The organism is Kitasatospora sp. NPDC057904 (genome assembly GCF_042887925.1).
Lineage (GTDB): Bacteria > Actinomycetota > Actinomycetes > Streptomycetales > Streptomycetaceae > Kitasatospora.
The window spans coordinates 69,355-84,422 of the sequence record NZ_JBHVOL010000002.1 but is presented as its reverse complement, the minus strand read 5'-3'; the positions used below and the strand labels follow the sequence as shown (position 1 = coordinate 84,422).

At 73.7% G+C, this 15,068-nt stretch carries 17 protein-coding genes; 10 read left to right on the top strand and 7 right to left on the bottom strand.

Going from position 1 to position 15,068, the window contains the following annotated elements; genetic code table 11:
• Nucleotides 1-9: 9 nt before the first annotated feature.
• The gene (locus ACFVSN_RS05920; protein ID WP_387953786.1) at nt 10-1,284 is read left to right on the top strand and encodes an MFS transporter; all 1,275 of its coding nucleotides are present in this window, start codon (nt 10-12) and stop codon (nt 1,282-1,284) included.
• Between the two features lie 354 nt (nt 1,285-1,638).
• The gene (locus ACFVSN_RS05915) at nt 1,639-2,337 is read left to right on the top strand and encodes a DUF4232 domain-containing protein (RefSeq protein WP_380442730.1); all 699 of its coding nucleotides are present in this window, start codon (nt 1,639-1,641) and stop codon (nt 2,335-2,337) included.
• A gap of 145 nt (nt 2,338-2,482) precedes the next feature.
• Here the strand turns inward: ACFVSN_RS05915 and ACFVSN_RS05910 are convergent, their stop codons facing one another.
• Complete coding sequence (locus ACFVSN_RS05910; RefSeq protein ID WP_387596150.1) at nt 2,483-2,905, bottom strand: DUF3052 family protein; 423 nt, start codon at nt 2,903-2,905, stop codon at nt 2,483-2,485.
• 156 nt (nt 2,906-3,061) lie between these two features.
• On the opposite strand from ACFVSN_RS05910, the gene ACFVSN_RS05905 reads away from it, so the two are divergent.
• Nucleotides 3,062-3,634 carry a transglutaminase family protein gene (locus ACFVSN_RS05905; protein ID WP_387596153.1) on the top strand — a complete coding sequence of 191 codons (573 nt, stop codon included), beginning with the start codon at nt 3,062-3,064 and terminating at the stop codon, nt 3,632-3,634.
• 85 nt (nt 3,635-3,719) lie between these two features.
• Here the strand turns inward: ACFVSN_RS05905 and ACFVSN_RS05900 are convergent, their stop codons facing one another.
• The gene (locus tag ACFVSN_RS05900; RefSeq protein WP_387953785.1) at nt 3,720-4,841 is read right to left on the bottom strand and encodes an FAD-dependent oxidoreductase; all 1,122 of its coding nucleotides are present in this window, start codon (nt 4,839-4,841) and stop codon (nt 3,720-3,722) included.
• Nucleotides 4,842-5,450: 609 nt separating this feature from the next.
• On the opposite strand from ACFVSN_RS05900, the gene ACFVSN_RS05895 reads away from it, so the two are divergent.
• A complete protein-coding gene (locus ACFVSN_RS05895) occupies nt 5,451-6,530 on the top strand; it encodes a terpene synthase family protein (protein WP_387953783.1) in 1,080 nt (359 codons plus the stop codon).
• A 259-nt stretch (nt 6,531-6,789) separates the two neighbouring features.
• Nucleotides 6,790-7,686: a hypothetical protein gene (locus ACFVSN_RS05890; RefSeq protein WP_387953782.1), complete on the top strand. Its 897-nt coding sequence runs from the start codon at nt 6,790-6,792 to the stop codon at nt 7,684-7,686.
• 35 nt (nt 7,687-7,721) lie between these two features.
• On the opposite strand, the gene ACFVSN_RS05885 is transcribed toward ACFVSN_RS05890, so the two are convergent.
• Nucleotides 7,722-8,219, bottom strand: coding sequence for a phosphoribosyltransferase (locus ACFVSN_RS05885; protein ID WP_380448059.1), 498 nt, complete (start codon nt 8,217-8,219; stop codon nt 7,722-7,724).
• A gap of 232 nt (nt 8,220-8,451) precedes the next feature.
• Here ACFVSN_RS05885 and ACFVSN_RS05880 point away from each other — a divergent pair, with 232 nt between their 5' ends.
• Both ACFVSN_RS05880 and thpR read left to right on the top strand, forming a co-directional pair.
• Nucleotides 8,452-9,414 carry a PIG-L family deacetylase gene (locus ACFVSN_RS05880; RefSeq protein WP_387953780.1) on the top strand — a complete coding sequence of 321 codons (963 nt, stop codon included), beginning with the start codon at nt 8,452-8,454 and terminating at the stop codon, nt 9,412-9,414.
• 78 nt (nt 9,415-9,492) lie between these two features.
• Nucleotides 9,493-10,110, top strand: coding sequence for an RNA 2',3'-cyclic phosphodiesterase (thpR, locus tag ACFVSN_RS05875; RefSeq protein WP_387599277.1), 618 nt, complete (start codon nt 9,493-9,495; stop codon nt 10,108-10,110).
• Nucleotides 10,111-10,131: 21 nt separating this feature from the next.
• Here the strand turns inward: thpR and ACFVSN_RS05870 are convergent, their stop codons facing one another.
• A complete protein-coding gene (locus tag ACFVSN_RS05870) occupies nt 10,132-10,503 on the bottom strand; it encodes a hypothetical protein (protein WP_380498712.1) in 372 nt (123 codons plus the stop codon).
• 123 nt (nt 10,504-10,626) lie between these two features.
• Between ACFVSN_RS05870 and ACFVSN_RS05865 the strand changes: the two genes are divergently transcribed.
• Nucleotides 10,627-11,385 (top strand): hypothetical protein, encoded by a 759-nt coding sequence (locus ACFVSN_RS05865; protein WP_380498711.1) that lies wholly within the window; start codon nt 10,627-10,629, stop codon nt 11,383-11,385.
• 22 nt (nt 11,386-11,407) lie between these two features.
• On the opposite strand, the gene ACFVSN_RS05860 is transcribed toward ACFVSN_RS05865, so the two are convergent.
• Entirely contained in the window at nt 11,408-11,584 is a 177-nt protein-coding gene (locus tag ACFVSN_RS05860; protein WP_387953778.1) for a hypothetical protein, read from the bottom strand.
• Nucleotides 11,585-11,642: 58 nt separating this feature from the next.
• Nucleotides 11,643-12,635: an ArsR/SmtB family transcription factor gene (locus ACFVSN_RS05855; RefSeq protein WP_387953777.1), complete on the bottom strand. Its 993-nt coding sequence runs from the start codon at nt 12,633-12,635 to the stop codon at nt 11,643-11,645.
• Between the two features lie 294 nt (nt 12,636-12,929).
• Here ACFVSN_RS05855 and ACFVSN_RS05850 point away from each other — a divergent pair, with 294 nt between their 5' ends.
• Entirely contained in the window at nt 12,930-13,289 is a 360-nt protein-coding gene (locus ACFVSN_RS05850) for a hypothetical protein (RefSeq protein ID WP_380448071.1), read from the top strand.
• Between the two features lie 70 nt (nt 13,290-13,359).
• Here the strand turns inward: ACFVSN_RS05850 and ACFVSN_RS05845 are convergent, their stop codons facing one another.
• The gene (locus tag ACFVSN_RS05845; RefSeq protein ID WP_387599267.1) at nt 13,360-13,833 is read right to left on the bottom strand and encodes a hypothetical protein; all 474 of its coding nucleotides are present in this window, start codon (nt 13,831-13,833) and stop codon (nt 13,360-13,362) included.
• A gap of 215 nt (nt 13,834-14,048) precedes the next feature.
• Between ACFVSN_RS05845 and ACFVSN_RS05840 the strand changes: the two genes are divergently transcribed.
• A complete protein-coding gene (locus ACFVSN_RS05840) occupies nt 14,049-15,026 on the top strand; it encodes an ArsR/SmtB family transcription factor (RefSeq protein ID WP_387953776.1) in 978 nt (325 codons plus the stop codon).
• Nucleotides 15,027-15,068: the final 42 nt, after the last annotated feature.

Below are 15,068 nucleotides of genomic sequence, written 5' to 3'. Positions count from 1 at the left end.
CGACACACCATGACAGATCAGTTGGCAGACCACACCACGGCGGCGCCCTCGAAGGCCCCGTCGGCAGGGGAGCAGGTGTCCGGGGAGCCGGCGATCTGGTCCCGCAACTTCCGCTACTACTTCACCGCCCGCAGCGCGGGCCTGCTCAGCTGGGCGATGCTCCCGGTCGCCGTCTCGGCCGGCCTGCTCAGCGGCGGCTACGGCCTGGACACCGCCGGCTACTCGATGGCCTTCCTGGTGGGCCCGTTCGCCGGCCTGGTGCTGTTCGGCGGCGTCCTCGCCGACCGCTTCACCGCCCGCCGCATGATGATCGCCGCCGACCTCGCCAACCTCGTCGCCCACACCCTCCTCGCGTTCCTGTTCATCCACGGCATCGACCACCTGTGGCAGCTGTACACCCTGCTCGTGGTGGCCGGCACCGCCAACGCCATGTTCCAGCCCGGCGCCTCCTCGACCGTCCCCCTCGTCTCCCGCGACGTCCAGGGCGCCAACGGCGTCCTGCGCACCTCCGAGGCCCTCACCGGCCTCGGCGGCCCGGCCCTGGCCGGCGCCCTCGTCGGCCTCGGCGCCACCGGCTGGGTCATGGCCATCTCCGCCCTCGCCTACGCCACCAGCGCCACCTGCCTGTTCGTCCTTCGCCTGGGCGCCGTCCCCGCCCCGCCGGCCGGCGAGAGCCTGTGGCACAACCTCGCCGTCGGCTGGCACGAATTCCGCTCCCGCAGCTGGTTGTGGGGCGTCATCGTCATCTGGATGGTCTTCGCCGTCCTGTCCTGGGGCCCGCAGCTGTCCGTCGCCGCCGGCGTCATCGTCCCCGAGCACGGCGCCACCGCCTTCGGCCTCCTCAACTGCGCCCTCGGCGCGGGCACCGTGGCGGGCGGCCTGATCGCCATCCGCTACAAGCCCGAACGCCCCCTGGCCGCCGGCGCCGCCGCCATGCTCGCCTACCCCCTCTACCCCCTCGGCATCGTCCTGGACTGGCCCGTCTGGCTGCTCGCCGCCGCCCAGCTCGGCGTCGGCGTCGGCGTCGGCATCTGGGGCGTCATGTGGGCCACCAGCGTCCAGACCCAGGTCCCCGGCGAGGTCCTCAACCGCGTCCACGCCTACGAGGTCGCCGGCTCCGTCGGCATGTACCCCATCGGCAGCGCCCTCGCCGGCCCCGCCGTCGGCGCCTTCGGCACCGACCGGGTCCTCCAGGTCGGCGCCGGCGTGGCCCTGCTGACCGCCGCCGCCCTCCTCCTCACCCGCCCCATCCGCAACCTGCGCCGAGTCCCCACCCAAGCCTGACCACCCCGTCACCCGCACGGCCGCTGACCTGCTACTGTTCTTCCCGTCGGGAGGAAACGATCTCCCGAACAGGCGTCAGCGGTGCTACCAGAGCACGTCCTACTTTCAGTAGGAAGAGTCCGTGCGACCCGGGCCTGGCGCTCCATCACCGGACGAGGTCCGGCACCCACCAGGGTGCCGGGCCTCTTTCGCGTCCCTCCCCGAGTACCGTTGCGGCCGGTCGGCCAAGGGCGGAAAAAGATCTCGTCACCGTCCTGTCACAGCCGCCCGCCTGAGGAACCGACGGCGCAACGGCGGTGTGTACGGGGCAGGTGCCGGTACTGGACCGGTACCACTCGATCCTTCGGGGGAGACATGCAGCAGAACACGCAGTACGCGAAGAAGGCCCTCAGACCCGCGGTTGCCGTGGTCTCGGCCGCCGCGGCAGCCCTGGTGATCACGGCCTGCGGACCGGGGGACGACCAGCCCGCCACCACCGCGGCCCCGTCGTCGGCGGCGACCGCCCCGACCGCGCCGAGCACCACGCCCGCGGCCCCGGTCAAGGGCGCCACGCCCTCGGCCGCCCCCGTCACGGCCGCCGCGTCGTCCACGCCGTCCGGCGCGGCGGCGCCGACCTGCACGCCCGGCGACCTGAAGGTGGACGCCCACCAGGCGAAGCAGCGTCCCAACGGCACGGGCATCGGAGCGGCGATCGTCGCCTTCACCAACGGCTCCGCGCACCCGTGCACGCTGGAGGGCTTCCCGACGGTGGCCGGCGCGGCCAACGGCTCGCCGGACCACAACGCCCCGCTCGCCGTGACCCACACCGGCTCCGCGGCGCCCGTCAAGCTGGCCCCGGGCGGCAAGGCCTGGGTGAAGCTCACCTTCGTCCAGGTCCAGGGCGAGGCCGACGGCTACTGCGTCTCGGGCGCCACACCGGTCGCCTACCCCACCCTCGTGCTGGGCCTGCCGGGCGGCGCGGGAGCACACCAAGTGGCTCTGGACGACGGCCTGTTCGCCGAGTGCGACAACAAGGTGACCACCACCGCCCTGCTGGCCACCAGCCCCTCCTGACGCACACCGAGCGCGAGCCAGGCCGCGACCCGTCGGCCTGGTCCCGCACCCGCGCACCCCGTCGGCGCTGCGGCGCACCCCGTCAGCCCCGGGTGAACACCCGCCCGTCGAGGTCGTGGAGCCGCTCGGCCCGCGCCGGGCGCGGTCAGCGCCCGCCGAGGGTGAAGCAGAAGCCGTCCCAGCCCTCGGCGACGTCGGCGGGCCTCGCGGCGGGAAGGCCCGCGGCCCGGGCGGCGTCCCGGACGACGTCCGGCCCGACGTGGCCCTCCCGGCCGGACTCGGGGATCAGCAGCCAGATCAGGCCGCGCTCCTCGACCCCTCCCACTTCGTCGAGCGCGTAGGCGAGCAGGTCGGTGAGCTCGCCGTCCTCGGCGCGGAACCACAGGAGCACGGCGTCCATCACGCCCTCCAGGTCCAGGTCGAGGAGGCCCTGCCCGGCGACCGAGTCGACGCTGTCGTGCAGGCCCTGGTCGATGTCGTCGCCGTAGCCTTCCTCCCGGACGACCATGCCGTGCTCGAACCCGAGCCGCAGGGCGCGGTCGCCGCGCTCCTCCTCCGACGTCGCCATTCGCTGTTCCTTCCCGCCCCGGGGCGCCGACCGCCCCGCAGGCGAGCAGCCAACCAGACGCGTAGGACACCCCGGGTGTGCGGGCCCCGGGAAGCCCACTGTCCAGGGAGTGGAATTGCGCCCGCGGGCGGCGGTGCGCGCGACACCGTGGACACCATGATCCTTCAACCGGAGACCGACGACCTCGCCGCCTACCTCGCGGCGGACGAGGTGATCGACCACGAGCACCCCGAACTGCGGCGCCTGGCCGCCGAGCTGGCCACACCCGAGGCGGCCTTCCACCACGTGCGCGACCGGGTGTGGCACTCCGCCGACGCGGGCGCGTACAGCGGGGCGTTCCGCGCCTCCGAGGTGCTGGCCGCGCGCAACGCGATCTGCCACGGCAAGTCCCACCTGCTGGCCGCACTCCTGCGGGCCCAGGGTGTGCCGGCCGGCCTGTGCTACCAGCGCCTGGAGGACGGCGAGGGCGGCTTCGTGCTGCACGGCCTCAACGCCGTGCACCTGGACGGCCGCTGGTCGCGCCTGGACGCCCGGGGCAACCGCGAGGGCGTGGACGCCCGGTACGACCTGGAGACGGAACGGCTGGCCTGGCCGGTCCGCCCGGAGCTGGGCGAGCGCGACTACCCCGGTGTCTTCGCCGCCCCGCCCGCCCCGCTGCTCCGGGCGCTCGCCCGGGCGGTGCCGGGCGAGTCCGGCTACGGCTACCTCCCGGGCGAACTCCCGGACTGAGCGGACGACCGCCGTGCCCGGGGCCTGCCGTGCCCGGTGAGGGGCCCGACCGGCCCCGGGCACGGCAGGCCCCGGGTTCGGCTCCTCACCGGCCCTGCCCGGTGAGGAGCCCGATCACGGGATGGACCGCGTCGTCCCCGGAGCCGCCCTCCGGGAACAACCCGGCGGCCTCCGCACTGCGGGGGAACATGTCCCGCTCGTAGGCGGCGAGCGCCGCCTCCACGTCGCCGGGGTGCGCGGCGAGGGCCAGGCCGAGCTCGGCGCCGTCGAGCATGGCCAGGTTGGCGCCCTCGCCGTTCGGGGCCTGGAGGTGGGCGGCGTCGCCGAGCAGGGTCACCCCGGGCACCCGCTCCCACCGGTGCTCGGCCGGGAGGGCGTGGAGGTGGCGCAGGACCGGTGCGGAGTCCGCCTCGGTGATCAGCGCGAGCAGCTCCGGCGCCCAGTCGGCGAACTCCCGCGCGATGCGCGCGGTGACCGCGGCCGCGTCGGTGACGTCGAGGCCGGCGAACCAGTCCAGCGGCTCGGTGATCCCGATGTAGGCGTGCAGGGTGTCGCCGCTCTCCCGGTGCGCGAAGATCTCCCGGTCCGGCGACGACGCCGCGATCATCGAGCCGCCGCCGACCGCCCGCGCGGTGGCCGGGAACCGGGTGCGCGCGTCGGCCAGGTACGTCTCGACGACCGACTTGCCGGTGTACCCGGGCCGGGCGGCCGAGAGCAGCGGCCGCACGCGCGACCACGCGCCGTCGGCGCCGACCAGCAGGTCCGCGACGACTCCGGAGCCGTCGGAGAACGCCACCTCGTGCCGTCCGCCGCCCAGGGGGCGGACGGCGGTCGCCTTGCGCCCCCACCGCACGGTGCCGGCCGGCAGCGAGTCGAGCAGGATCCGCCGCAGGTCGCCGCGCTGCACCTCGGGACGTCCGCCCGTGCCGTCGTCGGCCTGCTCGAACAGGACGGTCCCGTCGCGGTCCAGCACCCGCATCGCCTGGCGCCCCTCCAGCACGATGGCGCGGAACTCCTCCGTCAGCCCGGCCGCCGCCACGGCGAGTTGCCCGTTGTAGTCGTGGATGTCGAGCAGCCCGCCCTGCGTGCGCGCCGCCGGGGAGGGATCGGCCTCGTGGACCGTGACCGGGATGCCGTGCAGGTGCAGGACCCGGGCCAGGGTGAGGCCGCCGAGCCCGGCGCCGACGATCGTGACGGGTGTGCGCATGGGTGACTCCTTCGGGATCGGGCCGCCCGATCGGTTCCGGCCGGCCGTCCCCAGACGCTGTCAGGCGCCGCCGTCATACCGCCGTCATCCGGCCGTCGGACCCTGCCGGACGACCGGCATACGACTGTCCGCACACCACCCGACGCCACCCGGACCACCCCCGAAAAGCGGGGCGCACGGCCGCCGGTACGCGCCCTCTTCCTCCGGAGGACGACCCGGCCGCCGACTACGCCAACCGTGCGCCCGAACACGTCCCCGGGCCGGCCCGTGCCACCGCCGGCGCCCGCCGATCCGGCCACCCCGCCGTACGCGCCCGCATCCGGCACGTGCGCCCGGCCACCTGCCGTCCGTACCCGACCTTGTCTCAGTACCCGACTGCTGCGCCCTCTTGACGGTCCGTCAGCACGAGAGGCCCCGGCCACCCCGCCGACCACACATGTGCCACACACAACCCTCAAACCTCGGCCGCACGGCTCGCGGGTGTGGCACGGAAACGCATCGGCTCGCCCGGACGGTCGTTGGTCGTGCAGCGCGTGAGACAGCTCGCGCCGCCGAGCCGGCCGCCGAAGACGTCGGCCGGCTCGGGTCCTTCGCACGAGGAGCCGACCGGTGAGCGACCTTGTCCGCCTCATTCCGCAGCCCAGGGAAGCCGAACGCGCCGACCTGAGCGTTGACGCTCTCGAATTCCTGAAACGGTACGGCCTGCACCCGGCGCCGGAGGCCTACCTCTCGCACGGATACGTGGACCTGTGCCTCAAGGCGTGGCCGACCGCCGGGGGCGCCCCGCTGCGCCTGGCCGCCCGCTGGGCCCTGTGGACGTGGACGACCGACGACCTGCTGGACGGAGACCTCCGCGGCGCCCCGCTGGACGCGGTCGGGAGGCTGACCCGGTCGCTGCTGTGCGTCTGCGCCGAGAGCGACCGGCCCGCACCCGACGACCATCCCGCGGTCCACGCGCTGGCGGAGCTGGTCCGCCAGAGCCGCGCGATGATGCCCGACTTCTGGTGGCAGCGCTACCGCGAGCAGCTGGCCGCCTGGATCGTCGCCGCACGCGACAAACTGGTGCACTACGTGCAGCCGGGACGAACGCCCACGCTGCGCGAGTACCTGATGCTCCGTCCGGCCGACGGCGGCATGCTGCTGGCCGCGATGTGGTGCGAACTCGCCGACCAGTGCATCACGCCGCACTGGGGCGACCCCATGGTGCAGGACCTCCTGGACGCCTTCTCGACCTGCGGGATCCTCACGAACGACCTCGCGGCCGACGGCGGCAAGGACGAGACCTTCAACGCCATCGCCGCCCGGATGGCCGACGGCGGCCTGTCCGCGGCGCAGGCCCGCCAGGACGTGAGCGAGCGGCTGGACGCGGAGGAACGGCGCTTCGGCTGGCTCCACTCGGCGGTGCGGCGCGGCTTCCACGCCGGACCGCCTCCCGCGGCCGACGCCGCCGCCGGCCCCCCGGTGGACCAGGTCCTGGACACCCACCGCTTCGCCCTGCTCCTGGACCAGTTCCTCGCCGCCCTCACCACATGGACCGGCACCAGCGCCCGGTACCCGGTGCTGCCCGGCACCCCGCAACCGACGCGCCGCGCCCTGCGCGACGTCCTGATCACCCCCGCCGTCCGCACGTGGAAGGCCGTGGGCCCGCGCTCCCGGCGGACCCGGACGAGCACCGCCCCGGCCCGCTGAATCCCCGGGCGCCGACCGGCGTTCTGCAGGGCTGATGGCTCAAGTCGACCCGGCCCCCGGGCAGATCCCGGCAACCCGCCCCCCAGGAGCCGCCCGCAGCCGGTGGCACCGCGCCCGTCCCCGGGCCGGTGCCACCGCCGTTGACGGCACCCGCCCGTCACAGGCAGGGCAACCAGGAGCCCCGCCCTCCGCGCCCGGCCCGGGGAGTGGCAGGCTACGGGGCGGTGAGCAGGCACAACACACACGGGAGGCAGAGGTCGTGATGCAGGCCCTGGAGAGCACCTGGACCTGGGAACGCGACCAGCCGCTCAAGTACGTCCTGGCCGAAGAGGAGTGGGACGGCGAGCCGACCGTGTGGGCGCGCTGCGCCGAGGCCGACGGCTTCTTCGTCGAACCGGCCCCGCACCGCAAGCGGCTGACGCTCGTGGGCTGCGCCCCGACCGGCCGCCTGCTCAAGGCGGCCGAGCACGCCCGGCACCGGCCCGGCGAACCCGTCGACCTCGGGGCCCTCGGCCTCATCGTGGACTTCACCACGCCCGGGACGGACCCCGAGAAGGACCCGTACGGCGGCTACCGCGACGACCACTGGGAACTGCTCGCCCCCGTCCTGACCGGGTGCTCGCCCTCCGGCCTCGGCGCGTCCCTGTTCGACCTGGTCGTCGAGGCCGGGGTCGACGGCCCCGGATGGCGCGACGAGCCCGCGGACGCCGAATGGCGGCTGTTCAACGGACCGGGCGGAGGCGGGCTCGGCGCGTGCCACCGCGTCGAAGGCCTCTACCGCGGCGTGCCCGCGTCCCCGCCGATGCGGCTCATCGGCTGCGAGCCCGGCGAGAGGCTGCTGCCCCGGCCGGCCCCCGACGGCCCCGTACGGCACCTCGACGGGCGGCACGTGACCGACGTGCCGGGACTGGTGTGCGCGATCGGCGAGGCGGTCGCCGGCCCCGGCGGCCACTACGCCCAGTGCTGGCACGTGCTGCGCGGCTGCCCGTGCGGCGGGGACCTGCCGCCCGCGCCGTTCACCCTGGTCTGGCACGACGCCGAGGTCGCCCGGCGCGCGCTCGCCGAGGTGACCGTGGACACGGAGGGCGAGACGCCGTACGTCGACGACGTCCTCCGACTGCTCGCACGCGTGGGCATCACCGTCGAACTGCGCTGATCTCCCCCCGGGGCGCCACCGAGCCCTCGTCCAGGTCAGGCGTCGAGCACCTGGCCGGCGCGCTTGACGACCGGCCCTTCCGTCGACCAGGGGAACTCGATCCAGTCGTCGGTCTTCTTCCACACGTACTCGCACTTCACGAGCGAGTGCGACTTCTCGTAGATCACGGCGGACCGCACCTCGGCGACGTGGCCGAGGCAGAAGTCGTGTACCAGCTTCAGCGTCTTGCCCGTGTCGGCGACGTCGTCGGCGATCAGCACCTTCTTGTCGGTGAAGTCGATCGCCGCGGGGACCGGCGCCAGCATGACGGGCATCTCCAGGGTGGTGCCCACGCCCGTGTAGAACTCGACGTTCACCAGGTGGATGTTCTTGCAGTCCAGCGCGTACGCCAGACCGCCCGCCACGAACACGCCGCCACGGGCGATGCTCAGGACGAGGTCGGGCTCGTACCCGTCGGCGGCGATCGTGTGCGCCAGCTCGCGCACCGCCCGCCCGAACATCTCGTAAGTCAAGGTCTCGCGCACGTCGGTCACAGCGCCCAGTCTCCCCGCCCGCCGCCCGGCTGGCGAGCACCGGCACGCCGGGCAGTGCCGACGGGACGTTCCACGGGACACGACGTCCCCCGCGACCCGGGAGGTCCCGTCCACCGACGACCGATCAGCGGTCGGTAAGCAAGCGGTAAGCGACCCCGTCCTAGCCTCGGAACAGGCCCGCTCCGAAGAACCGGCAACCGGCGCAGGCGGCCCCCCCTGACAAGGAGCACCGATGGCAAAGCGTTTGCGAACCGTGCTGGCCGTGGCAGGCATCACGGTCGCCGGCCTGGTCGGGCCGGCACCGGCGGCCTCGGCGAACACCCCTCTCACGACGCTGAGTTTCGTCGCCCACGAGGACGACGACCTGCTCTTCATGAACCCCGACATCCTGTCCGACGTCCAAGCCGGATACGACACCTGGGTCGTCTACCTCACCGCCGGTGAGATCGCCTACGGCAGCGGCTCGCCCCAGGAGCGCCTCGACTACGCGAACATGCGGACCGAAGGCGTCAAGGCCGCCTACGCGCGCGCCGCGAAGACCGCGAACGACTGGACGTTCAACGAGTCCGTCTTCAACGGTCACCCGGTGGCCACGGACACCCTCACCGGGACCAGGGTCCACCTGCTCTTCCTGTACATCCACGCCGCGGACGGGGCCTCCGGCGACAACTGCGGCGACCTCTACCGGATGCTCCACGACCCGGCCTTCGCCGGCCGCCCGATCGACGGCCGGCCCGCGTACACCCGCCAGGACCTGCTCGCCACACTCCGGGCCGTCACGGACGGCGTGAACCCCGACTACCTGCGCTCCCAGAGCACCATCGGCCACCGCGACGGCGACCACATCGACCACACGTCCGCCGCCCTGTTCGCCGCCGCCGCCGACTCCACGATCCCGCCCGGCGCCGACCCGCTCACCGCCACCGGCACGACCGTCCGCCAGCGCGACGAGTACCAGGGCTACAGCCTCGCGAACCAGCCCGACCGGTTCGGCGGCTACTGGCGGGACGAGAAACTCGCCGTCTGGAACGCCTACAAACCGCACGACCCGGCCGTCGGCCCCACCACCTGGGACGAACTCGCCGGCAAGGAGACCGACCCGGCCGCCGCCGGCCGCCGCTTCACCGCGAACGGCACCTGGGCACCTCCGGGCGACTTCACCAACCAGTGCGGCAACGACGGGCCGTACCACTGACGGCCGCCGGGGGAACGGCCCCGTCCCGCCACCGGTCCCGGCGGCCAGCAGCCGGGGGAGAGGTGCTAGAAATCCCTCGTGGACGTTCCCCCCGAGCCCTCGACCCTGCGCGTCTTCATCGCGCTGGCCCCGCCCGACGACGCCAAGGACGAACTGGCCCGGGCCCTGCAGCCCGCCTACGCCATGTACCCGCGGCTACGCTGGAACCGGATCGAGGACTGGCACATCACCCTGGCCTTCCTCGGTGAACTCCCCTCCACCACAGTACCGTTGCTGCAGTCCGTACTCGCCGGCCGGGCCGCCACCCACCCCGCCCTGCAACTGGCCCTGCACGGCGGCGGCCACTTCGACGAGCGGCTGCTGTGGAGCGGCATCGACGGCGACCTGGAAGGACTGCACCAGCTCGCCGCCGACGTCCGCGACCTGGTCGCCTCCTGCGGCATCGCCTTCCGCAGCCGCCCGCTGCGCCCCCACCTGACCCTGGCACGCGCGCGCCGCGACGATCCCACCAGCGTGCCCCGGGCCGCGGCCGGCCTCGACGGATTCGCGGGCCGTCCCTGGCAGGCCGAGCGCCTCCACCTGGTCGGCAGCAACACCGGCCGCGGCCCCGGCCCGATCCGCTACCGCGACATCGAGGCCTGGCCGTTCGGCACCGCGGCCCGCACCGGCGGCGACGGCGCCCCCGCCGGGCCGTAGCCGACCGGCGAACGCCCCCTCTTACAGCGGGGTCAGGACGTCCTGGTGCGCCCCGTCGAGGACGAGGCCGTTGTCCAGCCGGACCCGGACCGTCACCTGCTTCCCCCGTTCCCGGTGGGCGGCCCACTGCGGCTCCAGCACGGCGATCTCGGCCTCCAGCCGCTCGCGGCTGGCCGCCGGCATGGTGTGCCCGTAGTCCTCGAACAGCGCCTTGAGACGCAGGTACTCGCGGACCTCGTGGCTCTCGGGGAGTTCGTCCACCCGCTCGACGGTGCCCTCGACCCCGGCCCCCAGCGAGAGGAACCCGACGACGGCCCCGGCCTCCCCGGCGACCGCCTCACCGAGGGCGAGGTCCTCGGCCAACCTGACGCGCAGGCCTTCCACCAGGGTCATCCGCTTCTCTGCCTCTCCATCGACCGCCGCCGCCGGCGCAGCCCGCCCGCAGCCCGGTCATTATCGTCCCCGCACCCGGTACCCCCGCGATCGCGCGAGTGGACGCCTGCCACACTGTGCGCCATGAGTGACCATGAACCCCATGCCCCGGCGCAGCTTTCCGAGGCACTGCACCGCAGGCTGGAGCGGATCGAACGGCTCCTGGAGCCCGAGAAGCCGGAGCGCCCGGCGTGGCGCTCGGTCACTCTCGGTGAGCAGCGGTGGGCGGTCTCGGTGGCCATCCTGGTCGCCGTGGGCCTGCAGCTGGCCCTGCCGACCCGCCTGACCATCCACCCGCACTGGATGCTGCCCGCCCTGGAACTGGCACTGCTGGTGGCCCTGGCGGTCCTCAACCCGCACAAGCGCATCGACCAGACGTCGCGGCTGCTGCGGCTGATGAGCCTGGCCATGGTGGCGGTGATCAGCCTGGCCAACGGCTGGTCGGCGGTGAAGCTGGTGCGCGACCTGATCCACACCTCCGCCTCGCCGGGCGCGCTGGCGCTGCTCGGCACCGGCGGCGCGGTGTGGGCGACCAACATCATCGCCTTCTCGCTCTGGTACTGGGAGTGGGACCGCGGCGGCCCGGCGGCCCGCGCCCAGGGGGTGAAGGCCTACCCGGACTTCCTCTTCCCGCAGATGCAGCAGGAGGGCATCGCGGAGCCGGGCTGGGAGCCCTCCTACCCGGACTACCTGTACGTGGCGTTCACCAACGCCTGCGCCTTCAGCCCGACGGACACCATGCCGCTGTCGGTCTGGGCGAAACTGCTGATGATGACCCAGTCGGCGGTCTCCCTGATCACGGTGGTCCTGGTGGTGGCCCGCGCGGTCGGCATCCTGCAGTAACAGCCCGGCCCCACTCCCGGTTCTACCCCGGTTCCGGCCGGTCCCAGTTCGCGGTGACACGGGCCCGTTCCGCCTCGATGAGCGGCCGGACCACGTCGTCGACGGACCGGTGGGAGATCTCGGCGAAACCGTGGAGCCAGTCCGCGAGGTCGGCGGGCAGCCGGAGGGTGACGCGGCGGGGCGGGGGGAGCTCGGGCATCGGGCCTCCAACGGACGGAGCGGGAGCAGGGCGGTGAGCCGCGCCCGATCAGCTTGCCTCAGCGGGGCCGGGGATCGGCCAGCAGGTCGGTGGCCCGGTGGGTCCGCTGGTACAGGACGTGCGCTCCGGCGCGGGTGCGGGTGATCAGTCCGGTGCGGTGCAGGATGCCGAGGTGGTAGGAGACCGTGCTGGTGGCGAGGAAGTGCCGCTCGCTCAGTTCCGCGGTGGTGCGGGCGGCGTGCAGGTCGGACAGCAGGCGGGCGCGGGTCGCCCCGAGCAGGGCGTGGACCGTGCGCCCGGGGCCGCCGCCCGGGCCGGGCCGGGCGGGGTAGGCGAGCATGGGCTGGCGTGCGGCGGGCGAGGGCACCGAGTCGATGACCACGCGCAGGCCGGTGGGGAACACCGAGGGGGTCAGGACCAGGCCGGTGCTGCCGGGGATCCGGGCCTGGAAGCGGCCGACCAGGTTCAGCCGGTCGTCGTTCCAGTGCACCCGGGGATGCAGGGTGGCCAGCATGCCGGCCAGGCCGTGGCGGGCGGTGGTCCGCGCCCGGTGGGTGATGTCCTCCTCCATGCGGTGGTGCAGGGCCGGCCAGTGCGGGGCGAGGGCCGAGTCCCACAGCCGTTCCAGCTCGGCTGCCACCAGCGCGGCGAAGTCCCGTTCGCCGCGCTCCAGGGCCTCGCGCAGGACCACGGGGAGCACCCGGCCCGCCAGGCGTTCCTCACCGACCCCCTGGGCCATGACCTGCAGCTCCCAGCGCAGACGGGCGGAAGCCGTGGTGGCCACCGCGTGCAGTTCCTCCTGCACCGGAGCCTCCGGGGTCTGCGGCTGCGGGGTCAGGAAGTCCGGCACGTAGTCCCACGAACCGCCGAACAGCGCGCTCAGCAGAACGAGCCTGCGCTCGCGGACGGCCTCCTGGACCCTGCCCCGCCAACCGCCGCCCGGCCGCGCGTCGTCACGTAAGAGCCTGAGCGCGCCGGCCAGGGTGGCCAGCGGAGAGATCGCGAACCGGGTGTTCGCGAGCACGGCGCGGTCCATGTCGAGGTGGAGCACGACACCCCCCCGGGGTCGGCCGCAGGCCGCCCGGACGGCCGGCGTCATGAGTGTTCGAACCTCATCGAATCACTCGCAGGGCAACTCCGTCAGCCGGTTCCCTTGAGCCGGGGACGGGCGGCCCGGCCGCACCATCCCCAAAGGTTCACCCACGACACACACGGCCCTCGAAGAACGACCCCGACCTCCGGAACTCGCAGGCAGTCGTACGGACTTGTCCGGGCAACCGGCCTCCGCGTGGAGCCCGGGCACCGTGGGCCGAGGCAATCAGCCGTCGGACACCAGGAGAAACCGATGATCAGGAAGCGCACCGCCACCCGCCTCGCCGCCGTCGCCGCCGTCGCGACCGTCGGCCTGAGCCTCAGCACCGGGATGGCGTCGGCCGACGCCACCTTCTCGGCCAACGTCCCCGGTTGTGCCGGGGGCATGGTCGACACGTTCTCCAACGGGCACGACTGGGTGCGGGGCTACGTGGCCTCCACCATGGGCGACTACTGCACCGTGGCCCTCAGGCAGTCGAACGGCAACGGTCAGGACAAGGGGACCTACGGTCCCAGGGTCTGGACCGACCCCTTCCTGGACGCCGGCATCACCTCGTACGTCGTCGTGTGCAACGGATCCACCGGCCGCTGCGCCACCAGCCAGTCGTACTGACGGACGCCGCCGGTCCCGTCCTGGCCCCTCCCGGGGGAAGGGGCCATGACGGGACCGGTGCCCGCACGGTTCAGCCGATGACCGGGCCGGCCTCGACGTCTCCGATCTGCTGGTCGTTGTCGACGATCCAGGTCTTCGAGAAGTACTGGCAGCCGGGGAACGCGCCGATGCCGTCCGAGGGGACCGTGTACAGGGTGGCCCCGCCCCCGCCCTTCGGGATGTACGTCGCCGTGTCCGTCCCGGGAACCCAGTTGACCGGCCCGCTGGTGTCGCAGCGGTAGCCGAGCTGCACGTGCAGGTAGACGTCGGTCGGGCCACCGGTGGCGATGGCCTTTCCGTGCATGTAGCTGCTGCTGTCCTGGTAGACGCACGGCAACAGGGTGAAGCCGGCGCCGACGTAGACCGGAGTGCTCCGGCAGACGTTGTCCCCGGGGCTCGCGCCGGCCGTTCCGGCGGTGGTCATCATCGTGCCGGCGGCCAGCGCCATGGTGGCGGTGCCGAGTCCGAGAAGACGGCCGGCCGGGGTTCGGGGGCGGATGCGCATGGCGGTGATGCTCCTTCGGAAGAGGTGGGACGCGACGGAAGCGCGCACCGCGATGCTGGCAGCAGGAATCGGCGCCCCGCGAGCTGTTCAGCCAGGACCGAATAGTTGCGAAACCACCCCACGGCGGACGACACCCGGCATGATCGTCGTCCAATGGGGAGGACGGGCGGGAACCGGGGGGATCCGTGCTGGACTTGCGCTTCGGTGCCGCGGACATGGCGCGCACCACGTTCGCCGTCTCGTCGATGGACCAGATCATCGGCGGCATCGCCGGGGCGGAGCACCACTGCGTCGGCGCCTCGCTCGGACGCGCCCGCTGGTGGCGCCGGATGCGCCAGCACGTGCCGCACCAGGCCGATCGCCTGCTGGAGCTGGTGAACGCCAGCTTCGAGGGGGTTCCGGATTTCCTCGTCGCCAACGTCGAATCCGGCCGCCAGGGGCTCGCCGACGAGCTCGACGCCATCGTGGCCCTGCCCGAGAGCCGGATCCGCCGGGACCTCGACTTCTACGGCGACGACCCAGGCCTGCCGCCCATCGTCCGGGAGCTGCGCGACGGCGGCACCCGAGGGCTGCGGCTGATCGCCGACGGCGCCTGGGCCCTCTTCCGGTCCTGCTTCGCCGCGGACTGGCCGGACATCCGGCGGCTGCTCGGAGCCGACATCGCACACCGGTCCCGCGCCGCCGCCGAGGCCGGCACCGGCGTCATGCTGGAGCGGCTGCACCCGCAGACGCGCTGGCGGACCGGCGAAGTCCTGCAACTCGCCGTCCACGGCTTGAACGAAGGGTGGGACCTGGACGGGCGGGGCGTGGAACTGCGTCCCAACATCTTCCTGACGTCCATCACGGCCCTCCCGACGGAACACCCCGCGGCGACGGTCCTGTACCCGAGCCGTGCCCGCCCGGCCGGAGGCACCGTTGCCCGGCGGACGGACGGCCTGGCCGGACTCATGGGCGCGACCCGCGCCCGCGCCCTGCGCGCGATCGGCCTGGGCCCGTGCACCACGGCCGAGCTGAGCAGGCGTCTTGGCCTCAGCCCGGCGAGCGCGTCCGCCCACGCCACGGCCCTGCGCGTGGCCGGCGTGATCACCACGGAGCGCGAAGGGCGGCAGGTCCGCCACGACCTCACCCCGCTCGGACACGACTTGCTGCTGAACAACCCCGAGCCCCCCGGCACGGGCGGGAACCGCGGCTGACCCTCGCCCTGTCGCTTGCGCCGGAGGCGGCCTGCCGTTCAC

What these genes read in the sequence shown, in the direction of transcription:
- ACFVSN_RS05900 (WP_387953785.1), bottom strand. Translation starts at nt 4,841, where the DNA reads ATGCGCACACCCGTCACGATCGTCGGCGCCGGGCTCGGCGGCCTCACC.
- ACFVSN_RS05915 (WP_380442730.1), top strand. Translation starts at nt 1,639, where the DNA reads ATGCAGCAGAACACGCAGTACGCGAAGAAGGCCCTCAGACCCGCGGTT.
- ACFVSN_RS05845 (WP_387599267.1), bottom strand. Translation starts at nt 13,833, where the DNA reads ATGCGCATCCGCCCCCGAACCCCGGCCGGCCGTCTTCTCGGACTCGGC.
- ACFVSN_RS05870 (WP_380498712.1), bottom strand. Translation starts at nt 10,503, where the DNA reads ATGACCCTGGTGGAAGGCCTGCGCGTCAGGTTGGCCGAGGACCTCGCC.
- ACFVSN_RS05880 (WP_387953780.1), top strand. Translation starts at nt 8,452, where the DNA reads ATGGCAAAGCGTTTGCGAACCGTGCTGGCCGTGGCAGGCATCACGGTC.
- ACFVSN_RS05850 (WP_380448071.1), top strand. Translation starts at nt 12,930, where the DNA reads ATGATCAGGAAGCGCACCGCCACCCGCCTCGCCGCCGTCGCCGCCGTC.
- ACFVSN_RS05910 (WP_387596150.1), bottom strand. Translation starts at nt 2,905, where the DNA reads ATGGCGACGTCGGAGGAGGAGCGCGGCGACCGCGCCCTGCGGCTCGGG.
- ACFVSN_RS05840 (WP_387953776.1), top strand. Translation starts at nt 14,049, where the DNA reads ATGGCGCGCACCACGTTCGCCGTCTCGTCGATGGACCAGATCATCGGC.
- ACFVSN_RS05860 (WP_387953778.1), bottom strand. Translation starts at nt 11,584, where the DNA reads ATGCCCGAGCTCCCCCCGCCCCGCCGCGTCACCCTCCGGCTGCCCGCC.
- ACFVSN_RS05865 (WP_380498711.1), top strand. Translation starts at nt 10,627, where the DNA reads ATGAGTGACCATGAACCCCATGCCCCGGCGCAGCTTTCCGAGGCACTG.
- ACFVSN_RS05905 (WP_387596153.1), top strand. Translation starts at nt 3,062, where the DNA reads ATGATCCTTCAACCGGAGACCGACGACCTCGCCGCCTACCTCGCGGCG.
- ACFVSN_RS05920 (WP_387953786.1), top strand. Translation starts at nt 10, where the DNA reads ATGACAGATCAGTTGGCAGACCACACCACGGCGGCGCCCTCGAAGGCC.